The following is a 25571-nucleotide window of genomic DNA, read 5'->3' on the forward strand; positions in this document are numbered from 1 at the left end:
TATCCGTATTTTTATCCCAACCTTATACCGCGCTTATGAACATTCGCTTGCTTACCGCCGCCCTGCTATGTTTCGGTTGCCTCGGCGTACGGCCGGCGACCGCCCAGCAGAAGGTATCCCTGAAGCTCGATTTCAGCACGGCCAAAAAATACCAGTACGACTTTTCCACCCACCAGGATATCCGCCAAACCATAAAAGGACAGGAAGTACGCAGCCAGCAGGATATCCGGATGGGCTATACGATGCAGGCCGGAAAAAAGGACGCCGCCGGCAATACGGTTGTCGAATCGACCTATAACCGCTTCAGCTATCTCATGAACAATCCCATGATGGGCGGAAAGGTCGGCTATGATTCCGGGCATCCGGAAGATTCCAGCACTGCGAACGGCCTGGTAGCCGGTATGATGTCCAGGCTGTTCAAAGAGGTGTTTTCAGGATTTCTGCATCATTCGTTTTCTTTCACCATTTCCCCGCAAGGGAAGGTGATCTCCGTGACGGGCATCACCGAAATGATGGACAGCGCGCTGGACCATGCGGACTTTCTGCCGCAACAGGTAAGGGAGGCCATGAAGACCAATATGAAGAAAAGCTTCAGCAACGAGGCCATGCGGGAAACGCTGGACAAGTCTTTTGACCTGTACGCCGGCCACCCGGTAGCGGTGGGAGACAGCTGGGAAAAATCGGCTTCCCTTACTACGCCCGTGGCCATGGATATGCAAAGCCATTATACCGTAAAGGATATAAAAGACAAAACCGTTTCGCTCGCGGTCAGCTCAACGCTTGCCTCCGGGCAGAGCGGGGAAACGAAATTAAGCGGCACACAGTCCGGGACCATGGAGGTGGATCGTAAAAGCGGCATCCCGCTGCGGGCAGATCTCAATCAAAAAATGGAGGGTTCGCTGTCCACCCAGGGCATGACCATCCCCATGGAGATCACCGGTACCATCACCATTACGGGAAAAGCGCTGTAAGCTATACGTCGCAGACCTTTACGCACTGCGCAAGGGATTCCAGCTTTGCGGCATTGTCTTTCGGGGAAGGTACAAACTCCTGCGCCACGTAACCCTGGTAACCGGTATCGAGAATAGCCTTCATGATGGCCGGATAATACAGTTCCTGCGTCTCATTCAGCTCATGACGCCCGGGTACCCCGCCGGTATGGTAATGGGCAATATAAGGATGGTAGTCTTTTATGGTATGGATCACGTCGCCTTCCATGATCTGCATATGGTAGATGTCATAAAGCAGCTTGAAACGGTCCGAGCCGATCCGTTTGCACAGCTCTACGCCCCAGAGGGTATGGTCGCACATATAGTCGTGATGGTTGACCTTGCTGTTCAGCAGCTCCATCACGACATTAACCTTATACCGCTCTGCCAGGGGCATCAGCTTTTTTAATCCTTCGGTGCAGTTTTTCAGCCCGGTTTCGTCGTCCATGCCCTTGCGGTTGCCGGAAAAGCAGATGATGTTCTTATATCCGTATTGGGCCGCCAGGGGCAGGGCCTCGGCATAATTTTTCAGCATGGTATCCCAGTACTGCGGGTCATTCCAGCCCTTGGGAATGCCCAGGTCGCCGCCGTAGCACATGCCCACATCCAGGCCGTATTTCTTGGCGGTATCCCATTCCTTGGGGCCGAGAAGGTCTACGGCCGGCAACCCCATCTTTTTCAGGGCTGCGCAAAAGTCGTCCAGCGGTATGGATTGATAACACCAGTAACAGGCGGACTGCCGGATATTGTTTTTCAAAGCGGACATAGGCGTTGCGGTCTTTGTATGAAGGGTCAGCAGAGCGGAAGGCGCCATGCCCAGCACGGCTCCTCCGCCAAGGATATTTTTAACGGCCCTGCGCCGGCTGATGTCTGGTGCCATACGATCGGTTTACACACAGCTACAGGCTGTGCGCTACCAAATTACTCAAATTATTTTATTCGGCGCGCTGAAAAAGCCGGTGGATCCGCTGCTGACCTCAGGCAACAGGTACGTCCTGCGAAGGACGGCCGGCCGCGCTGGTCTTGGGCAGTACGATGCGCAGTACGCCGTCTTCATAGGAAGCCTCAATTCCCGAGGTATCCACTTTTCCTTTCAGGTCGATACTCCGTTCGAAGCCTCCGGTGTACTCCTTATAGATAAATTGCGCCGTGTCTTTTTCTTCCGCTTTATAACGGATGTAGAGCACATCGCTTTGGGTGCTTACCGAAATATTTTCCTTCCGCAGCACCGGGGCGTATACGGTCAGGTGATACGCCGTTTCGGTTTCTTCGATGTTCAGCGGGGGCGTGACCGAAAAGCGCCTGCCCCGGAATCTGCCATAAGGGGCCCGGGGGCCGCAGGCATAGGTTCTGTATCCCATGATGGTTGTTTTTAAGTTTATTGTAATACGGCCGTGTCTTTCGAAGTCGGACTTTTACGGATGTCCTTCCCGTCCTGATCCGGGTGATGATAATGATCCGGCCGCACTTCATCATAACAATGATGGCGGTGCCGGTACCCGCCTTCCGGCCGGCTCCAGGGCCGGTGTCCGGCAAAAACGGACAGGGCGAGAAAGGTAACCAGCGCTACCAGGGCGCCGGTCCAGAAATGATTACGTCGCATGTGATTTGTTTTTTAGTGGGTTATTGAACGGGTATCTGCTGTTCTTCACCGGTCCTGTCCCGGAAGGAATGCCGGCCGTCTACCGGAATGCGGTCGTCCGGGCCGTTGCCGTCCCGGTAAGGGTAATGCCAGGGATAGCCGTATCCCCTTCTCCAGCCGCCCCAGAAGAAGGCCCGGGACAGCCAGAAAAAAAGGAAAATGAAGAAAAAGAAGAACGGGAACCTGAACGGCGCAAAAAACAAAGCCGCTCCTACCAGGACTCCTATCAGGATTGCTTTCAACGGAAATCGCATGATCATAAGTTTTAAAAGTGAATAAAGGTTGTTTCATCCTCGCATGTTAACATGCCCGGTTTCTTATGCAGACGAACCGGATCCGTTTTTACTTTAAGCTTGGACGGATTTTTTTCAGATTTTTTTGAAGCCATAAAAAAGACCTGGAAACCAGGTCTTTTGACAATCGTTTTTTTGGCGCCGTTTATGCCGGGGCATGCTCAGCAGGGGCCCGGGCCGGCGCCCCGGGATGATCTCCGCTGCCGCCATTCCTGTTTAAAACGTTCCCGTTCCTCGGGACTGAGGTTCATGAACTTGTTCTTCCAGGGCGGGCCGCCCCGGCGGAAGCCGCCCCGCGATCCCGGACGGAAGGAGCCAAACAGGATCCGGCAGAGGACCAGCAGTCCCAGCGCCCGGCCATAGCCGATCCTGGGTACGTTGAAGAGCTGCGGCAGGACGGCGTTCCACAACAGCATAACCACCGCCCCCAGTAAGAGCAGCGCAGCGATGACGAACAGGGGGACGACAAAAAAACGTTTTCTTTTGGGTGCCATACCTTATCATTTAATAATTCATAAATTCATCATAAAGGGTCTGAAGACGTTGACGCAGGTGACGCACGGCATAGCCTTTACGGGAGATCAGGGTCTTGATGTTCTCACCTGTTTGCTCCGCTATGGCCGCGAAAGTCATCCCTTCCAGCTCATTCAGCACAAAAACATCGCGTTGCTCCTTCGGCAGCTCATCCAGCGCCCGGTGCAGCTCCTGCCAGAACAGGTCGCGCAGGTAAGCACTCTCGGGACCGTTGTCATCCGCCAGCAGGATCTCCTTAAAGCCCAGTTCTCCGCCGGCATTCTCATACAGGTAATCTTCCAGCGCATCCGGCTGCTTTTTGCGGTATCTGTCGATGATCTTGTTGCGCGCCACGCGGTATAGCCAGGCCCCTATCTCGTCGATGACATCCGGTGCGCCGGAAAGCTGGTACCATACTTCCTGCAGGATGTCCTCCGCATCCTCATTACTCGATACTCTTCCCCGGATAAACGAAAAGAGCCGTTTACCATATTCCCGGACCGTATCCTGGATCTTATGAGGGCGGGAGTTCATGAAGGCGGGTTCTCGTTTCTGGTTTGACGTTTGACATTCAATAGTCTAAGGTTTAAAGTCCAAAGTTGATCTGCCTGGAGCGGAACCTTAGATGTTAAATTTTTATATGATTACTTCATCATCAAATTTTCAAATTTTCAAATCATCAAATCCGATTCAATGCCCTTCACCTTTCACCGTTCGCCTTTAACCGTTATTCCCCCTTTAGGGGGTCAGGGGGTAGCAGGCCAGCGGTTGTTGTTCCGGTTGATGTCCGGCAGCTGTTTTTCCGGGTCCAGCACCACCGAGGTCACACGGCTGACGGTGGGGCTCCGGAAGGTCCATTCCCTCCCCTGCTGCCAGATCTCTACCGGCAGGTGCAACGTATGCTCCTTTCCGTTACTCTCCGTTATCTTCACGATCGCCGGCATCGGCAGCTGCTCCAGGTTCTCCAGGGTGATCAGCGCTCCGCGGGAAGGGTCGCCATCCGTATAGTTTACCGACTTCACCGCCTGATCCAGCTTCCAGTTGTGGATAAACCAGCCCCGCCAGAACCAGGCCAGGTCTTCCCCGGCGCCGTTTTCCATCGCATGGAAAAAATCCTCCGGCGAAGGATGCTTATACGCCCAGTCGTGGATGTATTGCCGGAAAGCGGGATCAAAGCGTTCGGGACCCAGGATCACTTCCCGCAGCAATACCAGGCCGAATGCCGTCTTGAAATATTCCACCGGGTGATCGTCTTCTCCGAGAAAAGCATCTGCGGTGGTCAGTACCGGCGGTATGCCCGGCTTTTCGATCACCTTCAGTATCTCCTCTGCAGGATTCCCGCCGGCCGGGGCATATTCCCCGTCGCGCTTGGGGGCAAACTCCCCGTTGTTGAACGCTTCGTGGGCATAGATATCGATAAAGGTGTTGAACCCTTCATCCATCCAGGCATTCCGTCGCTCGTTGCTACCTACGATCATGGGAAACCAGTTGTGTCCGATCTCGTGCGCCGTCAGCATCCAGAGCGATTGGGCATCGGCCTTCCAATGATCGAAGACAATCCCGGGAAATTCCATCCCGCCGACCGCCCCGGCGCAGTTGACGGCTACCGGATAAGGATATACGAACCATTTTTGGGAAAAGATCTCTACCGCATTTTTCATGAACTCGGTGCCCCTTCCCCAGGCCTGGCTGCCGGCGCTTTCCGCCGGATATACCGACATGGCCATGGCCTGTTTACCGCCGGGCAGGTTGATGCGGGCGGCATCCCAGATAAACGCCGCAGAAGCAGCCCAGGCCACATCCCGCGTATTTTTCATATGGAAATGCCAGGTTTTGGTGCCCGCGGGAGGCCTGCGCATCTCGGCCGTCACCTCTTCCGGCGTGCGGATAAAAACGGTCCTGTCCGAAGCGGAAGCCTGCTTCCAGCGCTGCTGCTGCGCCGGTGAAAGCACGGCTTCCGGATTGACCAGCGCCCCCGAGCCCGCCACGATCATGCCGGCCGGAAGGGTTACCCGGTAATCGATATCGCCATAATCCAGGTAAAATTCGCCGCTGCCCAGAAAGGGAAGCGTGTTCCAGCCCCGGATATCATCATAGACGCACATCCGGGGGTACCAGTAGGACACTTCATAGACACGGCCGTTGCGGGTATCCAGATAGCCGGAGCGCCCGCCGCCGCCCGATTTCCCGAGGTAATAGCGATAAGTGATCCGCAGCTGCAGCTGCCGGCCTTTATCCAGCGGCCGCTCCAGCAGCAGCTTCATCCGCGTATCTTCCACCCGGTAGTCCGCCGGCATCCAGCTGTTGCCCTGTCGCACGCTTACCTGCTCCATCACGAAGCCGTTGCCGCTATCCGGCACGCCCGGCGCCTGCATGGTGTTGCTGCGGGAATCTTTGCGGGTAATGTTCTGGTCCAGCTGCAGCCAGAGATAACGGAGGGTGGCGGGGCTGTTGTTGCTGTATGTGATGGTAACCTGTCCGCTGATGCGCTTGCCGGCAGTATCCAGTGTAGCCGTTACCGTATAATCCGCCCGGTTCTGCCAGTAAGCCGGACCGGGAGCGCCGTCCGCATTGCGTAAAAGCGTTCCCTTTGCGGTATAGAACAGGGGTGAAAAGGCCTTTTGCGGGTCGTAATGCGACTGCCCGTATAACGGCAGGCCTGACAGTAAGAACAGGGCGGCGAGCCAGCCCGGAGCCAAACGTGTATTCATGATAGCTAAAATACAAAAACCCCTGGCTTGCAGGGGTTTTTGATTCCATAAACGGTTAGTTGTCTTTGAAATGCCGGTGTTTCGACAGGCAACATCAGAGGGGCCGCCTGCCGACGACATGCTATTTAAAATCCTCGTCCTTCAGCCCGCTGTTCACCGAAAAGGTCTTTGCCTGCATCTCCACTTCCATACCGCCGTTATTGGTGGTCAGCTTATGGGGCAGCTGTATGCCTTTCGTGGCCTGATAGTCCCCGTACAGTGTATAGGTTTGCTGCGGGCCGCCGGGTCCCTGCTGCTGCTGGGTCTCCTTCAGCTTCAGCCCGCTCCTGGTGTCGTAATAGGCGGTCTTCTTTTCGCCGTCCGGCGTAGTGATCTCCAGCACATAGGCGTCCTTATCGTCCAGCGGCTCTATACCGGAGAGCGTAAGCTGATAGCCGCTTTTGCCGTATTCCAGCTCCGGGAAGGGCTGCATCTTTTTCTTCATGTCCGCCTTTGTGGCGTCGTCGAGCGGCACTGCGTTACCCATCTGTTCCGCCTTTACCATATCACCGTTCACCACGATCTTCGACACGGTCATCTTCATGTCCGGCACCTCGATCTGCATCTTGAACTTATCCGGAAGCCCAAATTCCCGCAGGATGGTGATATCCTGTCCCTGTACCGTTCCCGTATAGGAGAGGCTCATGTCTTTCACGCCCTGCAGCAGCGTCTTTCCGCCCACGGCCTGCAGGTAATGATCGATCACGCTTTGGGCCGTCACCCCGGCGGGCACCGGTTTTTTCTCCACCTCTCTCCAGGTGTTGTTCTGCGGGTTCATATCCGGAAGCTGGTGCGCGGGGTCCAGCACGACCGACTGCAGCTTCGAGGTGGAGGCATATTTGAAGGTCCAGGTGCCGCCCCGCTGCCAGATCTGGGCCGGCAGGGTGAGCGTATCGGCCTTCCCGTTGCTTTCCCTTACAGCCACCACCGCGGGAAGCGCCATGCGGTCGAGGTTTTCGATGGTAATGAGGGCCCCCTTGGCCGGATCGTCATCCACGTATTTCACATCTTTCACTCCCTGGTCCAGCCGGTAGTTCTCCAGGAACCATTCGCGCCAGAACCAGGCCAGGTCTTCCCCGCCCACGTTTTCCATGGTATGGAAAAAGTCCCAGGGCGTGGGATGCTTAAACGCCCAGCGCCGGATATAGGTGCGGAAGGCCAGGTCAAAGCGTTCGGGACCCAGGATCAGGTCGCGGAGCAGATGCAGCCCCAGCGCCGGCTTGGAATAAGCCGTAATGCCCAGGTTATAGCTCTGCACCACATCGGGAATGGTATTGATAGATTCGCTGCGCGGGCTGAACAGGTAGCTGGCATCCGACTCCACATTGGGGGTGCTGTAAAATTCGCCGTTGTTGAACTGCTCGGTGGAAATATCGTTGATAAAGGTGTTAAAGCCCTCGTCCATCCAGGGGTATTTGCGTTCGTTGCTGCCCACGATCATGGGGAACCAGTTGTGTCCGAACTCATGATCGGTAACCCCCCAGAGGCTCTTCCCCGAGCTTTTGTAGCTGCAGAACACGATGCCCGGATATTCCATACCGGCCACGAGACCGGCTACATTGGTGGCGGAAGGATAGGTAAAGGGATACCATTGCTTGGAATTCCATTCAATGGATTTCTTTACAAACTCGGTAGAACGCTTCCAGCCTTCGTCGGTAGCGGCTTCTACCGGGTACACCGACTGGGCCAGGGAGGTCTTTCCATCCGGCAGGTTCATCCTGGCCGCATCCCAGATAAAGGCTTTGGAGGCGGCCCAGGCCACATCCCGGGTCTGCTTGCACAGAAAATGCCAGCTGAGGTTCCCCTTCTGCGGGCGGGACTGCGGGTTGGCGACATCCGCTTCGGTACGGATCATCACCGTCTTGTCGCTGTTGCGCGCCTGTTCCAGCCTTTTCATCTCGGTATCGGTGAGCACCTCTTTGGGATTCTGCAATTCGCCGGAACCGACGATCACCAGGTTGGCCGGGGCGTTAATGGTATAATCGATGTCCCCGTATTCGAGATAAAACTCGCCTGCGCCCTGGTAAGGAATGGTGTTCCAGCCTTCCACGTTGTCATAGACCTCCATGCGGGGATACCACTGGGCGATCTCGTAGATCCAGCCGTTCTTTGTGCTGATCCTTCCCATACGGTCGGTGCCGTACTCAGGGATGTCGAAAGCATATTCTACCCGGATATGGACGGTGCCGCCCTGCGCCTTCAGCGGCTCCTCCAGCCGGATCTGCATGCGGGTATCGTTTACCGTGTAATCGGCAGACTTCAGCTTCTTCCCTTCGCCGACCGATACCGATTTCAGCTCAAAGCCTTTGGTAAAGCTCTTCGCGGCAAAACGCCCGCCGGTCACGTCAGAGGTGGCTTCGGCGCGCGAATCCTGACGGTATATGTTCTGATCCAGCTGCAACCAGAGAAAAGGCAGCTGCTCGGGACTGTTGTTCCGATAGGTGATCTCCACCGTACCGGTGACCCGCTTGGCGGCCGTATCAAGGGTACAGCTGATCGTATAGTCGGCACCGTTCTGCCAGTACTGCGGTCCCGGCGCGCCGCCGGCGCTGCGGAACTCATTTCCCTGGGCGGGATAGAACAGGGGGTTCCACAGGGCATGGGCATCATAGCGGGAGGACGCATCCGCCTGCTGGGCCCGGGCAGGGCCGGCGGGAATGCAGAGCGCCGCACAGATCAACAGGGCCGGCAGGAAAGCCGGCCATACTTTTACGCTCGGTTTCATTCGTCAATATTTTATCTTTTCAATGGCCTTTTACCTTTTTCCTTTCACCCTTCACCTCCCCCCTTTAGGGGGCCAGGGGGTTCCCTCTTCTAATAACGGATCACCTGCTCCTCGATACCTTCCGGCAGCTCCCGGAACTGGTACTGCTGTGTACGCAGCTGGGGTTCAAACCCCGCCTCGCGGATGGCCTCCTGCATGGTTTTATAGGTAAACCGGTGGGGCGCGCCCGCAGCGCTGACCACGTTTTCTTCGATCATGATCGATCCGAAATCGTTAGCGCCGCCATGGAGACAAAGCTGGGCCACCTTCTTTCCCACCGTCAGCCAGGATGCCTGGATGTTCTTTATGTTCGGCAGCATGATGCGGCTCATGGCGATCATGCGGATATATTCCTCGTCGGTGGTAAGGTTGTGCACGCCGCGAATACGGGTCAGCAGCGTATCCACATCCTGAAACGTCCAGGGTATGAACGCCAGGAAGCCCGGGGAGTCCGCCGGCTTTTCGCTTTGCACCTGCCGGATGTCGATAAAATGCTCAAACCGCTCTTCCAGGGTTTCCACATGCCCGAACATCATGGTGGCGGAGGTGGGGATATGCAGCCGGTGGGCGGCCCGCATGATATCCAGCCACTCCTGAGCGCCGCATTTTCCCTTGGATACCAGCCGCCGTACCCGGTCGTTCAGGATCTCGGCACCGGCGCCGGGCAGGCTGTCCATCCCCGCAGCGCGGAGGGCTTTCAGCACCTCCTCGTGGGTGCTCTGCTCCAGCTTGGTGATGTGCGCCACCTCGGGAGGCCCCAGGGCATGCAGCTTCAGCTGCGGGTACAGCGCCTTGAGCTGACGGAAAAGGTCCACATAGAACTGCAGGCCGAGCTCCGGGTGGTGCCCTCCCTGCAGCAGCAGCTGGTCGCCCCCGTAGCGGAAGGTCTCCTCGATCTTTTTCCTGTATTCTTCTATGCCGGTAATGTACGCTTCGGGGTGACCCGGGATGCGGTAGAAATTGCAGAATTTACAATTGGCGATGCAGACGTTGGTGGTATTGACATTCCGGTCGATCTGCCAGGTGACCTTCCCATGCGGCACCTGCTGCCGGCGCAGCTCGTTGGCCACCTGCATCAGCGCCGGCAACGGCGCATGCTCAAACAGGAAGAGCCCTTCTTCCAGGGTCAGAAACTCAAAGGCCAGGGCCTTTTTGTAAAGCACGTGTAAGTCCATTCCAAACGTTTCGGTTTCCCTCGTGGTCCGGCAAAGATAAGGGAATTGGCAAAAAGCCGTATTTTTAAGGACATGCGGCTGCCTATGCTCCTGTCCCGCTTTTTCGCCATCCTGCTGCTGCTGCCTGCCCTTCACGGCCGGGCGCAGTATGTCGCGGAAGTCACTCCTCCGGCGAAGCTGATCACCAGCTTTCCCTTCCGGCAGTTTACCGGCGGGGTCATCGTCATTTCCGGATGGGTCAACCATGCCCCGGACACGCTGAATTTTATCCTCGATACGGGCAGCGGCGGCATTTCGCTGGATTCCGCCACCTGCGATTCGCTGGGGTTGCCGCTGACGGCTTCCGACCGGATCGTCCGCGGGCTGGGCGGTTACAAACCCCTCATATTCGCGCACGACAACACACTGATGCTACCGGGGCTGAAGATAGACAGCCTGGACTTTCACATCACCAACTATGAAAAGATCAGCTCCGTTTACGGCGAAAAGATCGACGGCATCATCGGCTACAGCTTCTTCAGCAAATTCATCGTCCGGCTGGACTACGACAGCATGAAGGTGTTCGTGTACGGCCCCGGGGAATATGCCTACGAGCGCGGAGGAAGATTGCTAAAGCCGGCGGCGGGCCATATTCCCGTGCTTTCCGTTCCCATACGCAACAAAAAAAGGGTCGGGGGACGTTATTATTTCGATACGGGCGCCGGTCTCTGCCTGCTCGTGACCCGGCAGTTTGCCCGGGACAGCGCCCTTTTCCGCGGACGCCGGCGCCGGAAGATCCTGTATACCGAAGCGCAGGGGCTCACCGGAAAAATGGAGATGGGGCTGACCACCCTGCGGGAGCTGCGGATAAGCGGGTATGTCTTTCGCAATGTGCCGGTTTATCTTTTCGACGACGTCTCTAACGTTACCGCCTATCCGTACCTCGGGGGCCTGGTGGGCAACGACCTGCTGCGCCGCTTCAATGTTACGCTCAATTATCCCGCCCGGGAGATCTACCTGAAGCCCAACGGGCATTTTCATGACCGCTTCGATTATTCCTATACCGGCCTGATCATGTATTTTATCGACGGGAGGGTAGTGATCACGGATATTATCAAAGGGTCGCCCGCGGCCCGGGCAGACTTCCGCCCGGACGATGTGATCATTGCCGTAAACAACGACTTCAGCAACAACATACAGCGGTACCGCGAACTGCTCAAGGAAGCCGGCACAAGAGCCCGGCTTATTATCCGCCGGAAGGGGGAGCTGCTGGAAAAGACGCTGCCGGTGAAAAGCATCCTCTCCCGCTAACGCGCCGCTCGGTACAAAATCGTAACTTTGGTGCCTTTGCGGAGAACAGACAACAGATACCATAATGATTCATTTTCACAGGTTCAAACTGGATAACGGGCTGCGGGTGATCGTACATGAGGATCATACGACGCCGATGGCGGTGATGAACATTCTTTACGACGTAGGTGCGCGTGACGAAGATCCGGCACAGACCGGGTTTGCCCATCTTTTCGAGCACCTGATGTTCGGCGGATCGGTGAACATCCCCGTATACGACGAGCCGCTGCAGCGCGGCGGCGGGGAAAACAACGCCTATACCACCAACGACCTGACCAATTACTACCTGCAGCTGCCGGCAGATAACCTCGAAACGGCCTTCTGGCTGGAAAGCGACCGGATGCAGTCCCTGGCCTTCAGCGAGAAAAGCCTGGAAGTACAGCGCAAGGTGGTCTGCGAGGAATTCAAGGAACATTATATCAACAAGCCTTACGGCGATGTGTGGAAGCTGCTGCGCGAGATGTCCTACCAGGTACATCCCTACCGCTGGATGACCATAGGCCGGGAGCTCTCCCATATCGAAAACGCCCGGCTGGAAGATGTAAAAAGCTTCTTTTTCAAACATTACCGGCCGGTAAACGCCATCCTGGTGGTCGGGGGCAATGTCACGCGCGACCAGGTAAAGGCGCTGGCGGAGAAATGGTTCGGGGATATCCCCTCCGGGGAAAAATACAGCCGCCACCTGCCCGAGGAGCCGCAGCAGGAAGCGGCCCGCAGCCGGGAGGTCCATGCCGATGTGCCGCTGGACGCCCTCTATAAATGTTTTCCCATCTACCCCCGCTCAGATCCGCGTTATCACACCGTGGACCTGATCACCGACCTGCTGTCCGGGGGCAGCTCCTCAAGGCTGTACCAGGCGTTGGTGAAGGAGAAAAAGCTTTTCAGCAATATCTCCTGCTACCATTTCGGCAGTCTCGATGCGGGTCTGCTGGCGGTGGAGGGTAAGCTGATAAAAGGAACCCGGATGGAAGATGCGGAAGCGGCCGTGCAGGAAGAGCTGAAAAAGCTGAGCCGGCAGCCGGTAGCCGATAAAGAGCTGGAAAAGGTGAAGAACCGGGTGGAAAGTCTGATCGCTTTCGAGGACGTGACGCTGCTGAGCCGCTGCAACAGCCTGGCTTTCTATGAGCTGCTGGGCGATGCGGAAATGATGAACCGGGAAATGGAGCACTACCGTAGCGTAACCCCTGATGACATCCTCCGGGAGGCGGGTCAGCTTTTTGACGAAAAGCGCGCCAATACGCTGTATTACTACAGCACCCACACCTCCTGAGTTTAAAGTCCAAAGTTTAAGGTCTAAAGTTCCCTTCCAGGCCACTTAACTTTAGACTATTAAATTAAATCAGAAACCAGAAAGGCGCAGCATGGGCAACGGGATTGAATTATTTTTAAATAGCGTTGCCGAACTTCGTTTCATCAAGACCTTAAAAATCATATTCGCGAGATAAACGTCAAACCAGAAACCAGAAACGCGCAGCGTTCATCGAGACCTTTAAAAATCATAGTGCGCGAGATAAACCAGAAACAAACAATGCCCGACAGAAGTATCGCCCCGAAGATAAAAGACGCCACGGATTACAGGATCATCCTCCCGGCTTATGAACATTTCAAGCTGGACAACCATATCCCGGTATACCTGGTCCCTTCGGAAGAACAGGAGACCCTGCTGCTGGAATTTGTCTTCCCGGCCGGCAGCTGGTACGAAAACAAAGCGCTGGTCGCCGACGCTACCAACACCCTGCTGAAAAACGGCACACGCCGTCGCACGGCGCTGCAGCTCAACGAAGAGATCGAATATTTCGGCGCTTTCCTCAACCTGCATTGCCGTTACGAGCACGCCCACCTTACCCTGCACTGCCTGAGCAAGCATATCGGCGATCTGCTGCCCCTGCTGCAGGATATCCTGACCGAACCGGCTTTCCCGGAAAACGAGCTGGACATCTACCGGCAGAACCGGAAACAACGCCTGGCCGTTAACCTCCAGAAATGCGATTTTGTGGCCAACCGGCATATCGATACTTATCTGTTCGGCGCTTATCACCCCTATGGCCGCACGAGCAGCATGGAGGATTACAACGCTTTGCAGCAGGAAGACCTACAGGGCTTCTTTCAAAAATGCTATGCGGGTCAGCCCTTCCGGCTTTTTATTGCCGGCAACATCCCGGCCGGGCTGCAGGAGCAGCTCAACCGATACCTGGGCGGCGACCCCCGGCAGCCTGCCGAGCCGCTGCATAAGCAGGACCTTCCCATACAGCCCGCCCCTGAAAAGCAATACCGGATAGACCATGATCCCAACGGGGTGCAGGGCGCCATACGCGTGGGCCGGCTGTTTCCCAACCGCTATCACCCCGACTTCCCGAAGATGAAGCTCCTCAACACCATCCTGGGCGGGTATTTCGGCTCCCGGCTGATGCGCAATATCCGGGAAGACAAGGGGTATACCTACGGCATCTTCAGCTCCCTGTACGATCACAGCCAGAGCAGCGCGCTGACCGTCTCCACCGAAGCCGGCCGCGAAGTCTGCGAGGCCGCCGTGGAAGAAATCTTCAAAGAGCTGGAGCAGCTCCGGCAGCAACCCATACCCGAAGAAGAGCTGAACCTGGTCCGCAATTACCTGATGGGCACGGTGCTGGGAGACCTGGACGGTCCCTTCCAGGTGCTGGACCGCTGGAAAAAACTGATCCTGGCAGACCTGGACGAGCAGTATTTCTATAATTATATAAAAACGGTAAAAACAGCTACCCCCGGGGAGCTGCAGGAGCTGGCCGGCCAGTATTTCGATCCTGTCGAATTTTACTCGCTGATCGTGGCCTGACGTCATATGGAAATCCCGGGCGACTATCCGTTTCGCCCCCGGGGATTACCTTTGCTTTATCCGCTTACCGATCCGATCAAAGGTGCAATATGAAAAAGCGATTTTCCTTCAAAACAATCGAGCCGGAGGGTTTCAAGGCCATGCGGGGCATGGAGCAGTACCTGTCCGCTACCGGTATAGATCCGCTGCACAAAGAGCTGATCAAGGTGAGGGCCTCCCAGCTCAACGGCTGCGCCTTTTGTCTCGACATGCATGCCCGGAAGGCCCGCGAGCTGGGGGAGACGGAGCAGCGACTGTATCTGCTTAACGCCTGGAGGGAAGCCCCTCAGTTCAGCGAGGAAGAAAAGCTCATCCTGGCCATGACCGAAGAGATCACCCTCATCGGGCAGCAGGGGCTCAGCGAAGCAACGTATGAGCAGGCGGTGGAACATTTCGGAGAGAAAGGTACCGCCCAGCTGATGATGGTCATCGTCGTCATTAACTCCTGGAACCGCATCATGGTAGCCACGCAGGAGCCGCCGGGCGGACGCTGAGCGCCGGCACGCGATACCACATCTTTTATGCGCCCCCTGCAATCAAAAAAAGCTTTATGAACTTCCTGATCCGCCTGCTTATCGCCTCCATTGCCGCCTTTGCTACCGCCTATCTCCTGCCCGGCGTACACATCGATCACTTTACCACCGCCATATGGCTGGCGCTGGTGCTGGCCTTGCTCAATGGTATCCTCCGCCCTGTCCTCATCCTGCTGACGCTGCCGATCACGGTCTTTACCCTGGGCCTGTTCCTGCTGGTGATCAACGCTTTTATTATCCTGCTGGCCGAGCACGTCATCCGGGGCTTCCGCGTAGACGGGTTCTGGTGGGCTTTGCTGTTCAGCATCGTCATGTCGCTGGTCAGCTCGTTTATGGAGCGGCTCGGCCGAAGGACGCAGGCGGAAAACTAAACCGGAGCCTTCCGCATGGAATTCGATAAAAAATCGCTGGACAACGAAGCGCTGATCCGCTTTTACCAGGCATTGGTCTTTCCCCGCCTGGTAGAGGAGAAAATGCTGCACCGCCTCCGGCAGGGAAAGGTCAGCAAATGGTTCAGCGGTATCGGGCAGGAAGCCGTCTCCGTCGGCGCCACGCTGGCCCTGCAGCCCGATGAGTGGATACTGCCCCTGCACCGCAACCTGGGCGTTTTCACCACGCGGCAGCTGCCGCTGGAAAAGCTTTTGCTGCAATGGCAGGGACACCCCGGCGGATACAGCAAGGGAAGGGAACGCTCCTTTCACTTCGGCGATCCCGACCATCATATCTGCGGGATGATCTCCCATCTCGGACCTCAGCTGTCCGTGGCCGCAGGGATCGCCCTGGCGCACCGCCTCCGGAAAGAAGACAAGGTATCGCTGGTCTTTACGGGCGACGGGGGCAGCAGCGAAGGAGAATTTCATGAAGCGCTCAACCTGGCCGCAGTATGGTCGCTCCCCGTGATCTTCCTGGTGGAAAACAACGGCTACAGCCTGAGCACGCCCGTATCCGAACAATACCGCTGCGAAAAGCTCTCCGACCGCGCAGCCGGCTACGGCATACCCGGTCTTACGATCGACGGCAACAACCTGCTGGAAGTATATCATACCGTGGCATCGGCGCGGGAAGGCTGTCTCCGGCAGCAAAGGCCCGTACTCCTCGAGTGCATGACCTTCCGCATGCGGGGGCACGAAGAAGCCAGCGGAACGCGCTACGTGCCCCCGGAGCTGACGGCGCAGTGGAGCGCCAGGGACCCGGTGCACTGTTATGAAAACTGGCTGGAATCCGCCGGCATATGCCCACGGGAACGGTTAAACGAAATAAAAGCCGGGCAGGAGAGCCGTCTGGAAGCGGCGTTTGCCGCCGCGGCAGACCGGGAAGCGATTTTTGCACCCGATGCGGAAGAACGGGATGTCTATGCGCCGGCGCCCGGGAACAGCGCCGCGGGGAACAGGAACAACGACCCGGCGCCGCCCGCTGATTGGGTTCATCCCGTTTCCGGAGCGACCGGGCGCAGCCGGTCCGGCGGTCCGGAACAATCCGGGAACGAAACCTCTTCCGGAGCCGCGGGTGAGCGCCCGGTGGTCCGCGGCCCGGAGACCCGCTTTATCGACGCTGTTTCCGCCGCGCTGCAGGAGGCGATGCTGCGTCATCCCAACCTCATCCTCATGGGGCAGGACATTGCGGACTACGGCGGTGTATTCAAGGTCACCGGAGAACTGGCCGCGCAGTTCGGGAAAGAGCGGGTACGGAACACCCCGCTTTGCGAAAGCGCAGTGATCGGCGCGGCGCTGGGCCTCTCCCTCGAAGGATATAAAAGCATGGTAGAGATGCAGTTCGCCGATTTCGTGACCTGCGGCTTTAACCAGATCGTAAACAACCTCGCCAAGATCCATTACCGCTGGGGACAGCCGGCGGACGTGGTCATCCGCCTGCCCACGGGCGCGGGCGTCGGGGCGGGACCCTTTCATTCCCAGAGCAACGAAGCCTGGTTTGTACACACCCCGGGGCTGAAGGTGGTATACCCCGCTTTCCCCGCCGACGCCAAGGGCCTGCTGACGGCCGCCCTGGAAGACCCCAATCCCGTGCTCTTCTTCGAGCACAAGGCGCTCTACCGGAGCGTGAGCGGACCTGTTCCCGAAGGATATTACACCCTTCCTATCGGGAAGGCCTGTACGCTGCGACCGGGGGGCGAAGCCTGCATCATCACCTACGGCATGGGCGTGCACTGGGCGCTGGAATATGCGGATGCCCATCCCGGCCGGCCGGTGACCATTCTCGACCTGCGCAGCCTGCTCCCGCTGGATACGGCAGCCATCTGCCAGGCGGTAAAAGACACGGGCAAAGTGCTCATCCTTCATGAAGATACGCTGACCGGCGGCGTCGGCGGAGAAGTAGCCGCCCTGATCGGGGAACATTGCTTTGAATACCTGGATGCTCCGGTGATGCGCTGCGCAGGACCCGACACGCCGGTTCCTTTTGCGCCGGCGCTGGAAAAGCGGTTCCTGGCGCGAAGCCGCCTGGAGGGGATGATGAAAAAACTGCTGGACTATTAACCAAAATCTTATACGATGGGCCATTACAACCGAAGGGATTTTCTGAAGAACGCCGCTATCCTGTCCGGCGCTGCCGGCCTCAGCAGCATGCTCCCCGCCTCCGTACGCCGGGCCATGGCCATCCAGGCCGACCCGGGCACTACCTTTTACGATGCCGAGCACATCGTGCTGCTGATGCAGGAAAACCGCTCTTTTGATCACCTGTTCGGGACGCTGAAAGGGGTAAGGGGCTTCAACGATCCCCGGTCCAGGCTGCTCCCGGACGGGGATAAGGTATGGATACAGAAAGACAAGGACGGCAACGCCCATGCCCCTTTTCATATCGACCTGCACAAGACGAAGATAACCTGGCAGGGAGGGCTGGCGCACAGCTGGCCCGATCAGAGCGCGGCCCGCAACCAGGGGAAGTACGACAACTGGATACCGGCAAAGACGACCATGACCATGGGCTTCTACGACCGTTCGGATGTACCTTTCTATTACGCGCTGGCCGACGCTTTTACCATCTGCGATCACAACTTCTGCTCCTCGCTGACCGGCACCACACCCAACCGCCTGTTTTTCTGGACCGGCAATATCCGCCCCCGGCCCGACGGCCGGTCCCGGGCCGCCGTGCTCAATTCCATGGCCGAATCGCGCGACGACGTGTATGTGGACTGGTACACGTTTCCCGAACTGCTGGAAGACCACGGCATCAGCTGGAAGATCTATCAGAACGAGCTGTGGAGTGCCGATCTGCAGGGCGAGGGGATCGACTACTGGCTGGGCAACTACGGCGATAACGCCATAGAATATGTGAAACGGCACCGGGTAAAGCTGTCCGCCTATTTCCGGAAGAACGGAGACCATACGGTGAAACCGGCGCTCAGCCCCCAGGAAGTGCAGGCCCGCTACGACAAGCTTTCGGAGAAGGAAAAAAATCTTGTGGACAAAGCATTCACCACCAATATCGACGATGCCGGCGACTACCTGAAGCTGGCGCCCTATACCTTCAGAGACGACCGGGGGATGTCGCAGACGGTGCAGATTCCCCGGAACGACATCTTCCGAAAATTCCGCGACGATGTGAACAACGGTACCCTGCCCGCCGTGTCCTGGCTGGTAGCCCCGCAAAGCTTCTCCGATCATACCAGCACACCGCTGTACGGCACCTGGTATGTATCGGAAGCGCTGGACATTCTTACCCGGAATCCCGAAGTATGGAAAAAAACGATCTTCATCCTCAACTATGACGAGAACGACGGTTATTTCGACCATCTTCCTCCTTTTGTACCGCCGAAACCCGGCGAGGCATCCTCCGGCAAGGTATCGGCAGGCATCGATACCGCATCGGATTATGAAAGCGCCTCAGATGCGCCCATCGGGCTCGGCTACCGGGTGCCGATGATCATTGCCTCGCCCTGGAGCCGGGGCGGCTATGTAAACTCGCAGGTCTTTGACCATACCTCCACGCTGATGTTCCTGGAAAAGTTCCTGAAAAAAAAGACCGGACGGGAGATCGTCTGCCCGAACATCAGCAGCTGGCGGCGTGCCGTCTGCGGCGACCTCACTTCTGCCTTCCGGCCCTTCCGCGGCGAAAAGATACCGCTGCCCGGTTTTGAGGACAGAGAAACGGTGATCACCGATATCCAGAATGCCCGCAACAAACCGGCCCAGGAAACGCCCACCCCGCTTTCGCGGGAGGAGATAGAAAAGATCAATAAACACGCCGCCTTCTCTGAGGGCTCGTCTTCGTGGATGCCACAACAGGAAAAGGGAACCCGTCCGGCATGCGCCTTACCCTACCGGCTATACGCAGACGCCGGCCTTGACGAAAGCAGGAGCCGCATCCGGGTCCGCTTCGAGGCCGCCGGCCCGGAGGCGGGTTCCGGAGGGGCGGGAGCGGCTTTCAATGTATATACGCCTGCCTCCTATGACGGCGTCCGGGGAAAGACCTGGGCCTATGCTACGGAAGCAGGCCGCCACGTGGAAGATGCGCTGGAGCTGGACCGGTTCCCGGAAGGGCGTTACGATCTTCGCGTGCACGGTCCCAACGGATTTTTCCGCGGCTTCAGGGGCGACCGGCAGGACCCGGCGCTGGATATACGCTGTACCTATGAGCAGAAGACCGGCGGGCAAAGCCCGAACGGCAATATCCTGTTGCTGCTGGAAAACCGGGGGGCCGAATCCCTTCGGATCACGGTTACCGACAATGCTTACGGAACGCCGTTACGAACCATCCGCCTTCCGCCGCACAGCAACCATACAGCGACGGTCGACCTGAAAGGCAGCGCCGGATGGTATGATCTTTCCCTGCACGCAGATGGACATGCCGTATTTGGCAGACACTATGCCGGCCATGTCGAGACCGGCCGGGAATCCATTACCGATCCCTATATGGGTGGCGTGATGTAGCGCCACAACGAAATGAATACCGGATAAGGAAAGGCTACCCCGGGTCCGATGTTGCTACGACTTCACCGCTCCGCCGGTAGCTGCGTGGACCGCCGGACGGGATCAGCGGCTGCCCAGCCACAGCACGGGATGGCGGATGGGAAGATTGCGGATCACCTCTTCGTCCTGCGGATCATGATCCAGTCTTTCCCAGAGCCGGAGATAATCCTCGCTGTGAAAAGCAACGGCGCCAAACACGAGAAAAGGCTGTGCCACCGGCCAGCTTTCCCAGTGCATCACATCCTTCCGGTAAGGCCATTTTCCTTTATCGGCCACATAGGGATACATAAAACGGATACCCTGCCGGATACCCCGGCCGTCGGCCGTGCTGTAACTCCAGAGATCATGCTGAGGATCGCTGAGGATCTGGCAGAGCCCCGCCATGGCATCCAGGTTGAACAGCGAGTAGCCGTAAGGTTTGGTGCGGGCCAGCTCGAGGGGGAAGCTGCCGTCTGTCGCCATCTGCTTCGGGAGAAAGACTTCCCGGTAACGCCGGCGACAGAACTCAAGCAGCTGCTCATTGTTTGTGAACCGTGCAAAAGCGGCGGCCTGCAGGGCCCAGCAGGTACCGTGGTTGTTTTTAGCGTTCATCTCCGCTTTTCCATAGTCGCTGTTGACCAGCCAGCGTTCGTATTCGGAAAACCAGGCTTTCAGCGCCTGCAGCTCAGCGGCCGGAATTACGCCGGCCTCTTCCATGATACGGAGCGCCTGGGCCACCTCCAGCAGCTGAATGGTATCAATGATACCGATACCCCTTCCGGTGACCCTCCCTTTGATGGCCTGGGCATATTGCAGGTTGGGACGCATCAGCGTGGCCGTGTCCACAAACCAGGCCAACGCATGCTGCAACGCTTTTTCGAGGTATTTTTTATCGTGGGTGACAAGGTAGGCCGCCGCCAGATCTCCCATGATCTGGCTGAGCCGGATCATGGCATGCCGGTGCTCCACAAAGTTCTCGGGATTGGTTTCCCCGTCCCTTTGTATGTAAGGGCCGTCGGGATGCTTGGGGTCCGGCCACCAGTAATCTCCTTCAGAGTAAAACTCGTGCCTGTCGCCGGCACTGCGGGGGCAGACAAAGGCGGTGATGGTCACCGGCCGTTCCTGCAGGGCTTTGTCCGCTTTGTCCAGGATGGCCTTTTTCCGGAAAGTTAGGACCTCCGCCGGTTGAGCCGGCTCCTGGGCATATCCCTGCATGCCCAGGCAGACGCACAGCAACAGCGCAAAAAGAGGCTTCCCTTTTATAAGCCTTTTCACACCGGCCACCCGGGCGATAAATATTACCATATTCGGTTTCATAGCTTTTTATTTAACGTATGGGCGTTAAGGTTACTCCGAACAGCTTCATGACTTCATTTCCCCGGATCTCCGCAGGCCGTATGCTCAGCTCCTGCAGGCCTGACGGGATTTTTACCGTCCCGATCTCCTCGGTATAGATACGATCTTTATGTGCAGGCACCTGTACTTTTTTCTCCAGGGTCTGCCCCGCTACCGTTATCCGGTAAGTGATGCCCCGGTTGTCCGCATCGGTACTGTACTTAATGCTTACCCTGAAGACAGCGGGCTGTTCCAGGCGAAAGGACCAGCTCATCCATTGCCCCGGATTGTTCCAGTGGTATACATAATACCTGGAGGCCTTGCCGTCGCCGTAACGCAGCCCCTTGCCGTGCAGGCGGCTGTCGAAGGCCAGCAGCCGGTTGGCGTACCGGGTTGCGGAAAGCCGGCGTACGGTGTCCGCCGCGATGCCGTCTTTAAACTCCATCACTACTACGGTGCTGACCGTATCCGGGGCAGGGCGGGGCAGGGATACGGCCAGGTCGCGCGGGTTCAGCCTTTTTACCGGCAGGGCGGTTTGCGCAGCATCGCGGAGGAGATAGGTTTTCGCGGGCTGGCTTTCCAGACCACCCACAACGAGCTGCCCGTTTGCCGGCCAGTGAAAGACCTGGAGAAACAGCTTATTGCCCCTGCGGGTGGACACCCCCCAGGGCTGCAGGGGCAGCGGGGTGGCTGTCGTGCCGTAAATGCTTGTTCCGTTTTGCTGCATCCACAGTCCGATGCGGTAGAGAATGGCGGTATCGCGGGGATCCATCTCTCCGTTCCCCATCGGGCCCACGTTCATGAGCAGATTGCCGCCGCGGGAGGCGGCTTTGGCCAGCAGGCGGATGAAATGCGAAAAGGGTTTGTGACTGCTGTCGTACCGGCTGTAGCCATACGATTCGTTGGTAGTGGGAATGGCTTCCCAGTCGCCCGTTACCGGGAAAAATTCCTGCGGGCGGTCCGAGGTGCTCTGGTAATCGCCAAAATGATATTCTCCATAATTGGCCAGCCGCCCGTCGATGACCACCGTACTGTCGATCTTCCGGATCTCCTCGAGGATACGCAGGTTTTCGGAAAAAGGCAGCTTGCTGGGCGTATCAAACCAGAGGATGTCGGGATGGTATTTCCGGATCAGCTCCCTGATCTGGGGAATGGATTTTCCGTCCACGTATTTTCGGATGCGGGTCAGCATATCGGGGTGATAGTCGAACCAATGGGTACCGCCAAAAAGATGAAGATCGCCTCCGGGATTTTGATAATCCCAGTCGTTGCCCGGCGCATCGGGATCTTCCCAGTCGAAGGCCTGGGAATAGTAAAAGCCGAAGCGGATACCGTATTTCTTACAGGCGGCGGCCAGCTCCAGCATGGGGTCGCGGTGAAAGGGTGTGGCCTTCACGATATTATAATCCTTCACATCGGAATCGTACATCGCGAACCCGTCGTGATGCTTGGAAGTGATGATGAGGTAGCGCATGCCTGTGGCCCGGATACGCCGTACCCATTCGTCGGCATCAAACTCCTGCGGGTTGAACTTTTCCACCAGGTCGCGCTTATATTCCGCCAGGGGGATCTTTTTGATACGCATGAGATGCTCGGCATAGCCTTTCACCGGCTTGCCTTTCCATTCGCCCCCGGCCAGGGAATATACGCCCCAGTGGATAAAGCAGCCGAAGCGGGCCTCCCGCCACCAGGCGATGCGGCGGTCGTGGTTCCGCATGGAAGCTTTCCACCAGCCGTCCAGCGCGGCCGCGGCGGCCAGGCTGTCGCGTTTCTCCCCTGCGGCCAGCAGGGCGGCGCTGTCTGCGGGCGCCTGGCTTTCTCCTTCCCCGCGGGGCTGACCCGAGCAGGCGGCCAGGAAAACAGCCAGCGCCAGAAGGGGAAGCCGTTTCAGGAATATGGTGTTGCTCATAGTATTTTTTTAAAGACGCTGCAACAGCGGTTTTATATTACGTATATATGTTACCGTTACTACCATAAACAACGGTTCTTTCAGCGGCTGCCGGAACTCAGATCCAGAAATGCCGAAGGGATGCCCCGGCTACTTATGCTGATCACACTCCGGCCGCCCTGCTTCTTCATGCGGATGAGGGCCCGGCCGTTATACAGCTCCAGCTTGCGCGAGCCGTCGGAGGTACCCAGATCGTCCAGCAGCACGCCGTCGCCGGTCAGCCCGAAGCGCACCACATTGCGGGCATCCAGGCAGGGTATGCCATGGCTGTCCGTGAGCGTAGCCTCAACAGTGGCGGTATCCCCGGAGGAGTTAACCTGACGGAGGGATAACCGGGCCGGGGAGCCCCACTGCGCTGTCTGGTAATGAAAAGCAATGCTGTCGGTGACCGTAACGCGACCCTTGCGGGCTACCACGCGCAGCGTATAGTCGCCCTCCTGCATGGGCAGCTCCCAGCGCAGGCCTGCCGCCGGGAAATCATGGCTGTCGCGTTTTTTCCGGCCATAGCTTCTCCCGTTGACAAAAAGCTCGGCTTCCGCGCAATTGGAATAGACTTTAACCGTCTCCTTCTTCCCTGCAGCCCCCCAGCGGGTGGGCCAGGTATGGCCGTAGATATGTACCATGGGCTGATCAGACCAGTATGACTGAAACACATAATACGCTTCCTTGGGCCGGAGGTCCCGTTCTACCACTCCTTTCTGATTCACATAGGGAAGGGGGTTATCCGGCCGCAGCGGGGTGGCAAAGTCCTTGAATATCCAATAGGCGCTGCCCGTCAGGTCCGGCATTCGCTCCTGCTCTTGCAGGTACCAGTCGATAAGGTCGCACTGATAGGTTTCCGACCAGTCCCCGTCGCGCGAAGCACGGGCTTTTCCACCGCTAAGGGCGGCGTCGCCGGCCTTTTCAGCCACGCCCTGCCCGGTAGGGATACCTCCGAGCCGGGCATAGGGATCCTCCGCATGGCGGCGTGCGTGGCTGTCGGCTCCCCACTCGGCATGCAGAAAGCGGGGTACTTGTCTGATCCATTTCTCCGTCGCGTCGCGATATTCGGTATAGCGGCCGCTGTACCACCCGGCCCAGATGGAAGGGGAATATACGTCTACGATGTCCTTACAGAAATCGCAACGCCGGATGGCGGTGAGACGGCTGCTGTCCAGCCGGTGCGCGAGGTCATTGAGCTCCTTCATAAAAGCCCGGATCTTTTGCCGGTCGAATTCCGCAAAATCGCCCGGCCAGTCGTTCTCGTTGCCCAGGCTCCAGATGATTACGGCGGGGTGGTTGTAATGCTGGTTGATCATGTTGGTCAGCATGCGCCGCGCCTGCGTTTTATACGTCTCCCCGCCAAGCCCGCCCCGGCACCAGGCCAGCTCCTCCCAGACCAGTATGCCCAGGCTGTCGCAGAGGTGTAGCACCAGCGGCGACTGCTGGTAATGCGCCAGCCGGATAAAGTTAACCCCCATTGCCTTGATCAGCAGCATTTCCCTGCGGATCATCGCTTCGGTTTCTGCCGCACCCACGCCGGCGCCATCCTGATGGCGATGCGTTCCGCGCAGCAGCAGTCTTTTCCCGTTCAGCATAAATGGTCCGTGCTCCATAAAGGTAAATTGCCGGAAGCCGAATGTTTCCTGTCGTGTCTGCTGCGTCCCGTCCGGCGAAAGCAATACCGCTTCGACGGTATACAGGGCAGGATCGGAAGGAGACCATAGCTGCGGTTTGTTCACCGTAAAGGAAAGCAGCTTTTGCATTTCCCCTTGGGGCTGCACGCGGCGCTCTTCTTCCCGGACCATCTTCCCCTGCGGATCCTTTATCTTCAGGCGCAGGACCGCCTCCCCCAGGTGATCCGGGTTACGAAACGCCGTGCTGATCTGTACGGTACCCGTGCTGCCGCCGGCATCCACGCGGGGCAGGATATGCACCTCATCCAGGGAAAGGGCGGGGACGTATACCAGGTTCAGATAACGGTATAACCCGCCATGTACGGTAAAATCAGACATATCGGAAGGGATCATCTGCAGGTCTCTCGAATTATCGCAGCGGATCTCCAGCGGCACCCTACCCTTGAACCGCTTGCTGTCCGGACTTTTGGTAAAAGCCTTTACCGCATCCGTAATGTCGACCGTCCATTCGTCATACCCTCCTGTATGCGTCGCCACTTCCTGCGTATATACATAAACGTTGGTCTTTTGACCGGCGCCTTCAAAATGCAGCAGGATGCGACCGTTTTTATATGGATTTTTCAGCTGCAACTGCGTACGGTACCATCCGGGACCCTCGTAATAGTTCTGGTCCGGGTCCACAGCATCGCGTGCGTTAAAGCAGTGGGGCAGCGCAACGGAGTCCCAGAGGGGAACGGATTCGGGACTGCCTGCCGTAACTGGACGTACCGCTTCCCAGACGCCGCCCAGGTCTCCTTTCAGAAATTCCCATCCTCCTGTAAGTCGGGTACTTTGCTGAGCCCGCAGGGACAGGGTAACCAGCAGCATGCCTGCTGCCAGTAGATATTTTGCCATATGGTGCAACAAATGCTTCATTGTGCTTTTTATGC

Annotated in this window: 20 protein-coding genes; 8 read left to right on the forward strand and 12 right to left on the reverse strand. The window is 57.5% G+C overall.

The features are described from left to right. Nucleotides 1-35: 35 nt before the first annotated feature. Complete coding sequence (locus tag ABD851_RS00270) at nucleotides 36-971, forward strand: DUF6263 family protein (protein ID WP_344973493.1); 936 nt, start codon at nucleotides 36-38, stop codon at nucleotides 969-971. 1 nt (nucleotide 972) lies between these two features. Here ABD851_RS00270 and ABD851_RS00275 read toward each other — a convergent pair whose 3' ends face one another. The 9 genes from ABD851_RS00275 to mqnC form a co-directional block, all read right to left on the reverse strand. Further along, a complete protein-coding gene (locus ABD851_RS00275) occupies nucleotides 973-1869 on the reverse strand; it encodes a hydroxypyruvate isomerase family protein (protein WP_344973496.1) in 897 nt (298 codons plus the stop codon). A gap of 97 nt (nucleotides 1870-1966) precedes the next feature. Continuing rightward, nucleotides 1967-2350, reverse strand: a complete 384-nt coding sequence (locus ABD851_RS00280; RefSeq protein WP_344973499.1) for an Hsp20/alpha crystallin family protein — start codon at nucleotides 2348-2350, stop codon at nucleotides 1967-1969. A gap of 17 nt (nucleotides 2351-2367) precedes the next feature. Next, a complete protein-coding gene (locus tag ABD851_RS00285; RefSeq protein WP_344973502.1) occupies nucleotides 2368-2592 on the reverse strand; it encodes a hypothetical protein in 225 nt (74 codons plus the stop codon). Nucleotides 2593-2612: 20 nt separating this feature from the next. After that, on the reverse strand, nucleotides 2613-2885 hold the full coding sequence (locus tag ABD851_RS00290; RefSeq protein ID WP_344973505.1) for a hypothetical protein: 273 nt from the start codon (nucleotides 2883-2885) through the stop codon (nucleotides 2613-2615). A 200-nt stretch (nucleotides 2886-3085) separates the two neighbouring features. Continuing rightward, the gene (locus ABD851_RS00295) at nucleotides 3086-3418 is read right to left on the reverse strand and encodes a hypothetical protein (protein WP_344973508.1); all 333 of its coding nucleotides are present in this window, start codon (nucleotides 3416-3418) and stop codon (nucleotides 3086-3088) included. Nucleotides 3419-3428: 10 nt separating this feature from the next. Beyond that, nucleotides 3429-3971 (reverse strand): RNA polymerase sigma factor, encoded by a 543-nt coding sequence (locus tag ABD851_RS00300; protein WP_344973511.1) that lies wholly within the window; start codon nucleotides 3969-3971, stop codon nucleotides 3429-3431. Nucleotides 3972-4183: 212 nt separating this feature from the next. Continuing rightward, entirely contained in the window at nucleotides 4184-6148 is a 1965-nt protein-coding gene (locus ABD851_RS00305; RefSeq protein WP_344973514.1) for a M1 family metallopeptidase, read from the reverse strand. A 121-nt stretch (nucleotides 6149-6269) separates the two neighbouring features. Then, nucleotides 6270-8912 carry a M1 family aminopeptidase gene (locus ABD851_RS00310; protein ID WP_344973517.1) on the reverse strand — a complete coding sequence of 881 codons (2643 nt, stop codon included), beginning with the start codon at nucleotides 8910-8912 and terminating at the stop codon, nucleotides 6270-6272. 89 nt (nucleotides 8913-9001) lie between these two features. Beyond that, the gene (gene mqnC, locus ABD851_RS00315; RefSeq protein WP_344973520.1) at nucleotides 9002-10126 is read right to left on the reverse strand and encodes a cyclic dehypoxanthinyl futalosine synthase; all 1125 of its coding nucleotides are present in this window, start codon (nucleotides 10124-10126) and stop codon (nucleotides 9002-9004) included. A 45-nt stretch (nucleotides 10127-10171) separates the two neighbouring features. On the opposite strand from mqnC, the gene ABD851_RS00320 reads away from it, so the two are divergent. From ABD851_RS00320 to ABD851_RS00350, 7 genes are all read left to right on the forward strand, one after another. Then, nucleotides 10172-11416: an aspartyl protease family protein gene (locus tag ABD851_RS00320; RefSeq protein ID WP_344973523.1), complete on the forward strand. Its 1245-nt coding sequence runs from the start codon at nucleotides 10172-10174 to the stop codon at nucleotides 11414-11416. A 64-nt stretch (nucleotides 11417-11480) separates the two neighbouring features. Then, nucleotides 11481-12725 carry a M16 family metallopeptidase gene (locus tag ABD851_RS00325; protein ID WP_344973526.1) on the forward strand — a complete coding sequence of 415 codons (1245 nt, stop codon included), beginning with the start codon at nucleotides 11481-11483 and terminating at the stop codon, nucleotides 12723-12725. A gap of 258 nt (nucleotides 12726-12983) precedes the next feature. Continuing rightward, nucleotides 12984-14267 carry a M16 family metallopeptidase gene (locus ABD851_RS00330; protein ID WP_344973529.1) on the forward strand — a complete coding sequence of 428 codons (1284 nt, stop codon included), beginning with the start codon at nucleotides 12984-12986 and terminating at the stop codon, nucleotides 14265-14267. A gap of 89 nt (nucleotides 14268-14356) precedes the next feature. Beyond that, a complete protein-coding gene (locus ABD851_RS00335) occupies nucleotides 14357-14800 on the forward strand; it encodes a carboxymuconolactone decarboxylase family protein (RefSeq protein WP_344973532.1) in 444 nt (147 codons plus the stop codon). Nucleotides 14801-14856: 56 nt separating this feature from the next. After that, nucleotides 14857-15210: a phage holin family protein gene (locus ABD851_RS00340; protein WP_344973535.1), complete on the forward strand. Its 354-nt coding sequence runs from the start codon at nucleotides 14857-14859 to the stop codon at nucleotides 15208-15210. 15 nt (nucleotides 15211-15225) lie between these two features. Next, a complete protein-coding gene (locus tag ABD851_RS00345; RefSeq protein ID WP_344973538.1) occupies nucleotides 15226-17331 on the forward strand; it encodes an alpha-ketoacid dehydrogenase subunit alpha/beta in 2106 nt (701 codons plus the stop codon). A 15-nt stretch (nucleotides 17332-17346) separates the two neighbouring features. Next, the gene (locus tag ABD851_RS00350) at nucleotides 17347-19725 is read left to right on the forward strand and encodes a phosphocholine-specific phospholipase C (RefSeq protein WP_344973541.1); all 2379 of its coding nucleotides are present in this window, start codon (nucleotides 17347-17349) and stop codon (nucleotides 19723-19725) included. A gap of 102 nt (nucleotides 19726-19827) precedes the next feature. Here ABD851_RS00350 and ABD851_RS00355 read toward each other — a convergent pair whose 3' ends face one another. From ABD851_RS00355 to ABD851_RS00365, 3 genes are all read right to left on the reverse strand, one after another. Further along, nucleotides 19828-21060: an alginate lyase family protein gene (locus ABD851_RS00355; RefSeq protein WP_344973544.1), complete on the reverse strand. Its 1233-nt coding sequence runs from the start codon at nucleotides 21058-21060 to the stop codon at nucleotides 19828-19830. 10 nt (nucleotides 21061-21070) lie between these two features. Next, nucleotides 21071-22987 (reverse strand): alpha-L-fucosidase, encoded by a 1917-nt coding sequence (locus tag ABD851_RS00360; protein ID WP_344973548.1) that lies wholly within the window; start codon nucleotides 22985-22987, stop codon nucleotides 21071-21073. A gap of 80 nt (nucleotides 22988-23067) precedes the next feature. Continuing rightward, the gene (locus tag ABD851_RS00365; protein WP_344973551.1) at nucleotides 23068-25536 is read right to left on the reverse strand and encodes a glycoside hydrolase family 2 protein; all 2469 of its coding nucleotides are present in this window, start codon (nucleotides 25534-25536) and stop codon (nucleotides 23068-23070) included. Between the last annotated feature and the right edge of the window lie 35 nt (nucleotides 25537-25571).

Source organism: Compostibacter hankyongensis (assembly GCF_039541075.1).
GTDB lineage: Bacteria > Bacteroidota > Bacteroidia > Chitinophagales > Chitinophagaceae > Compostibacter > Compostibacter hankyongensis.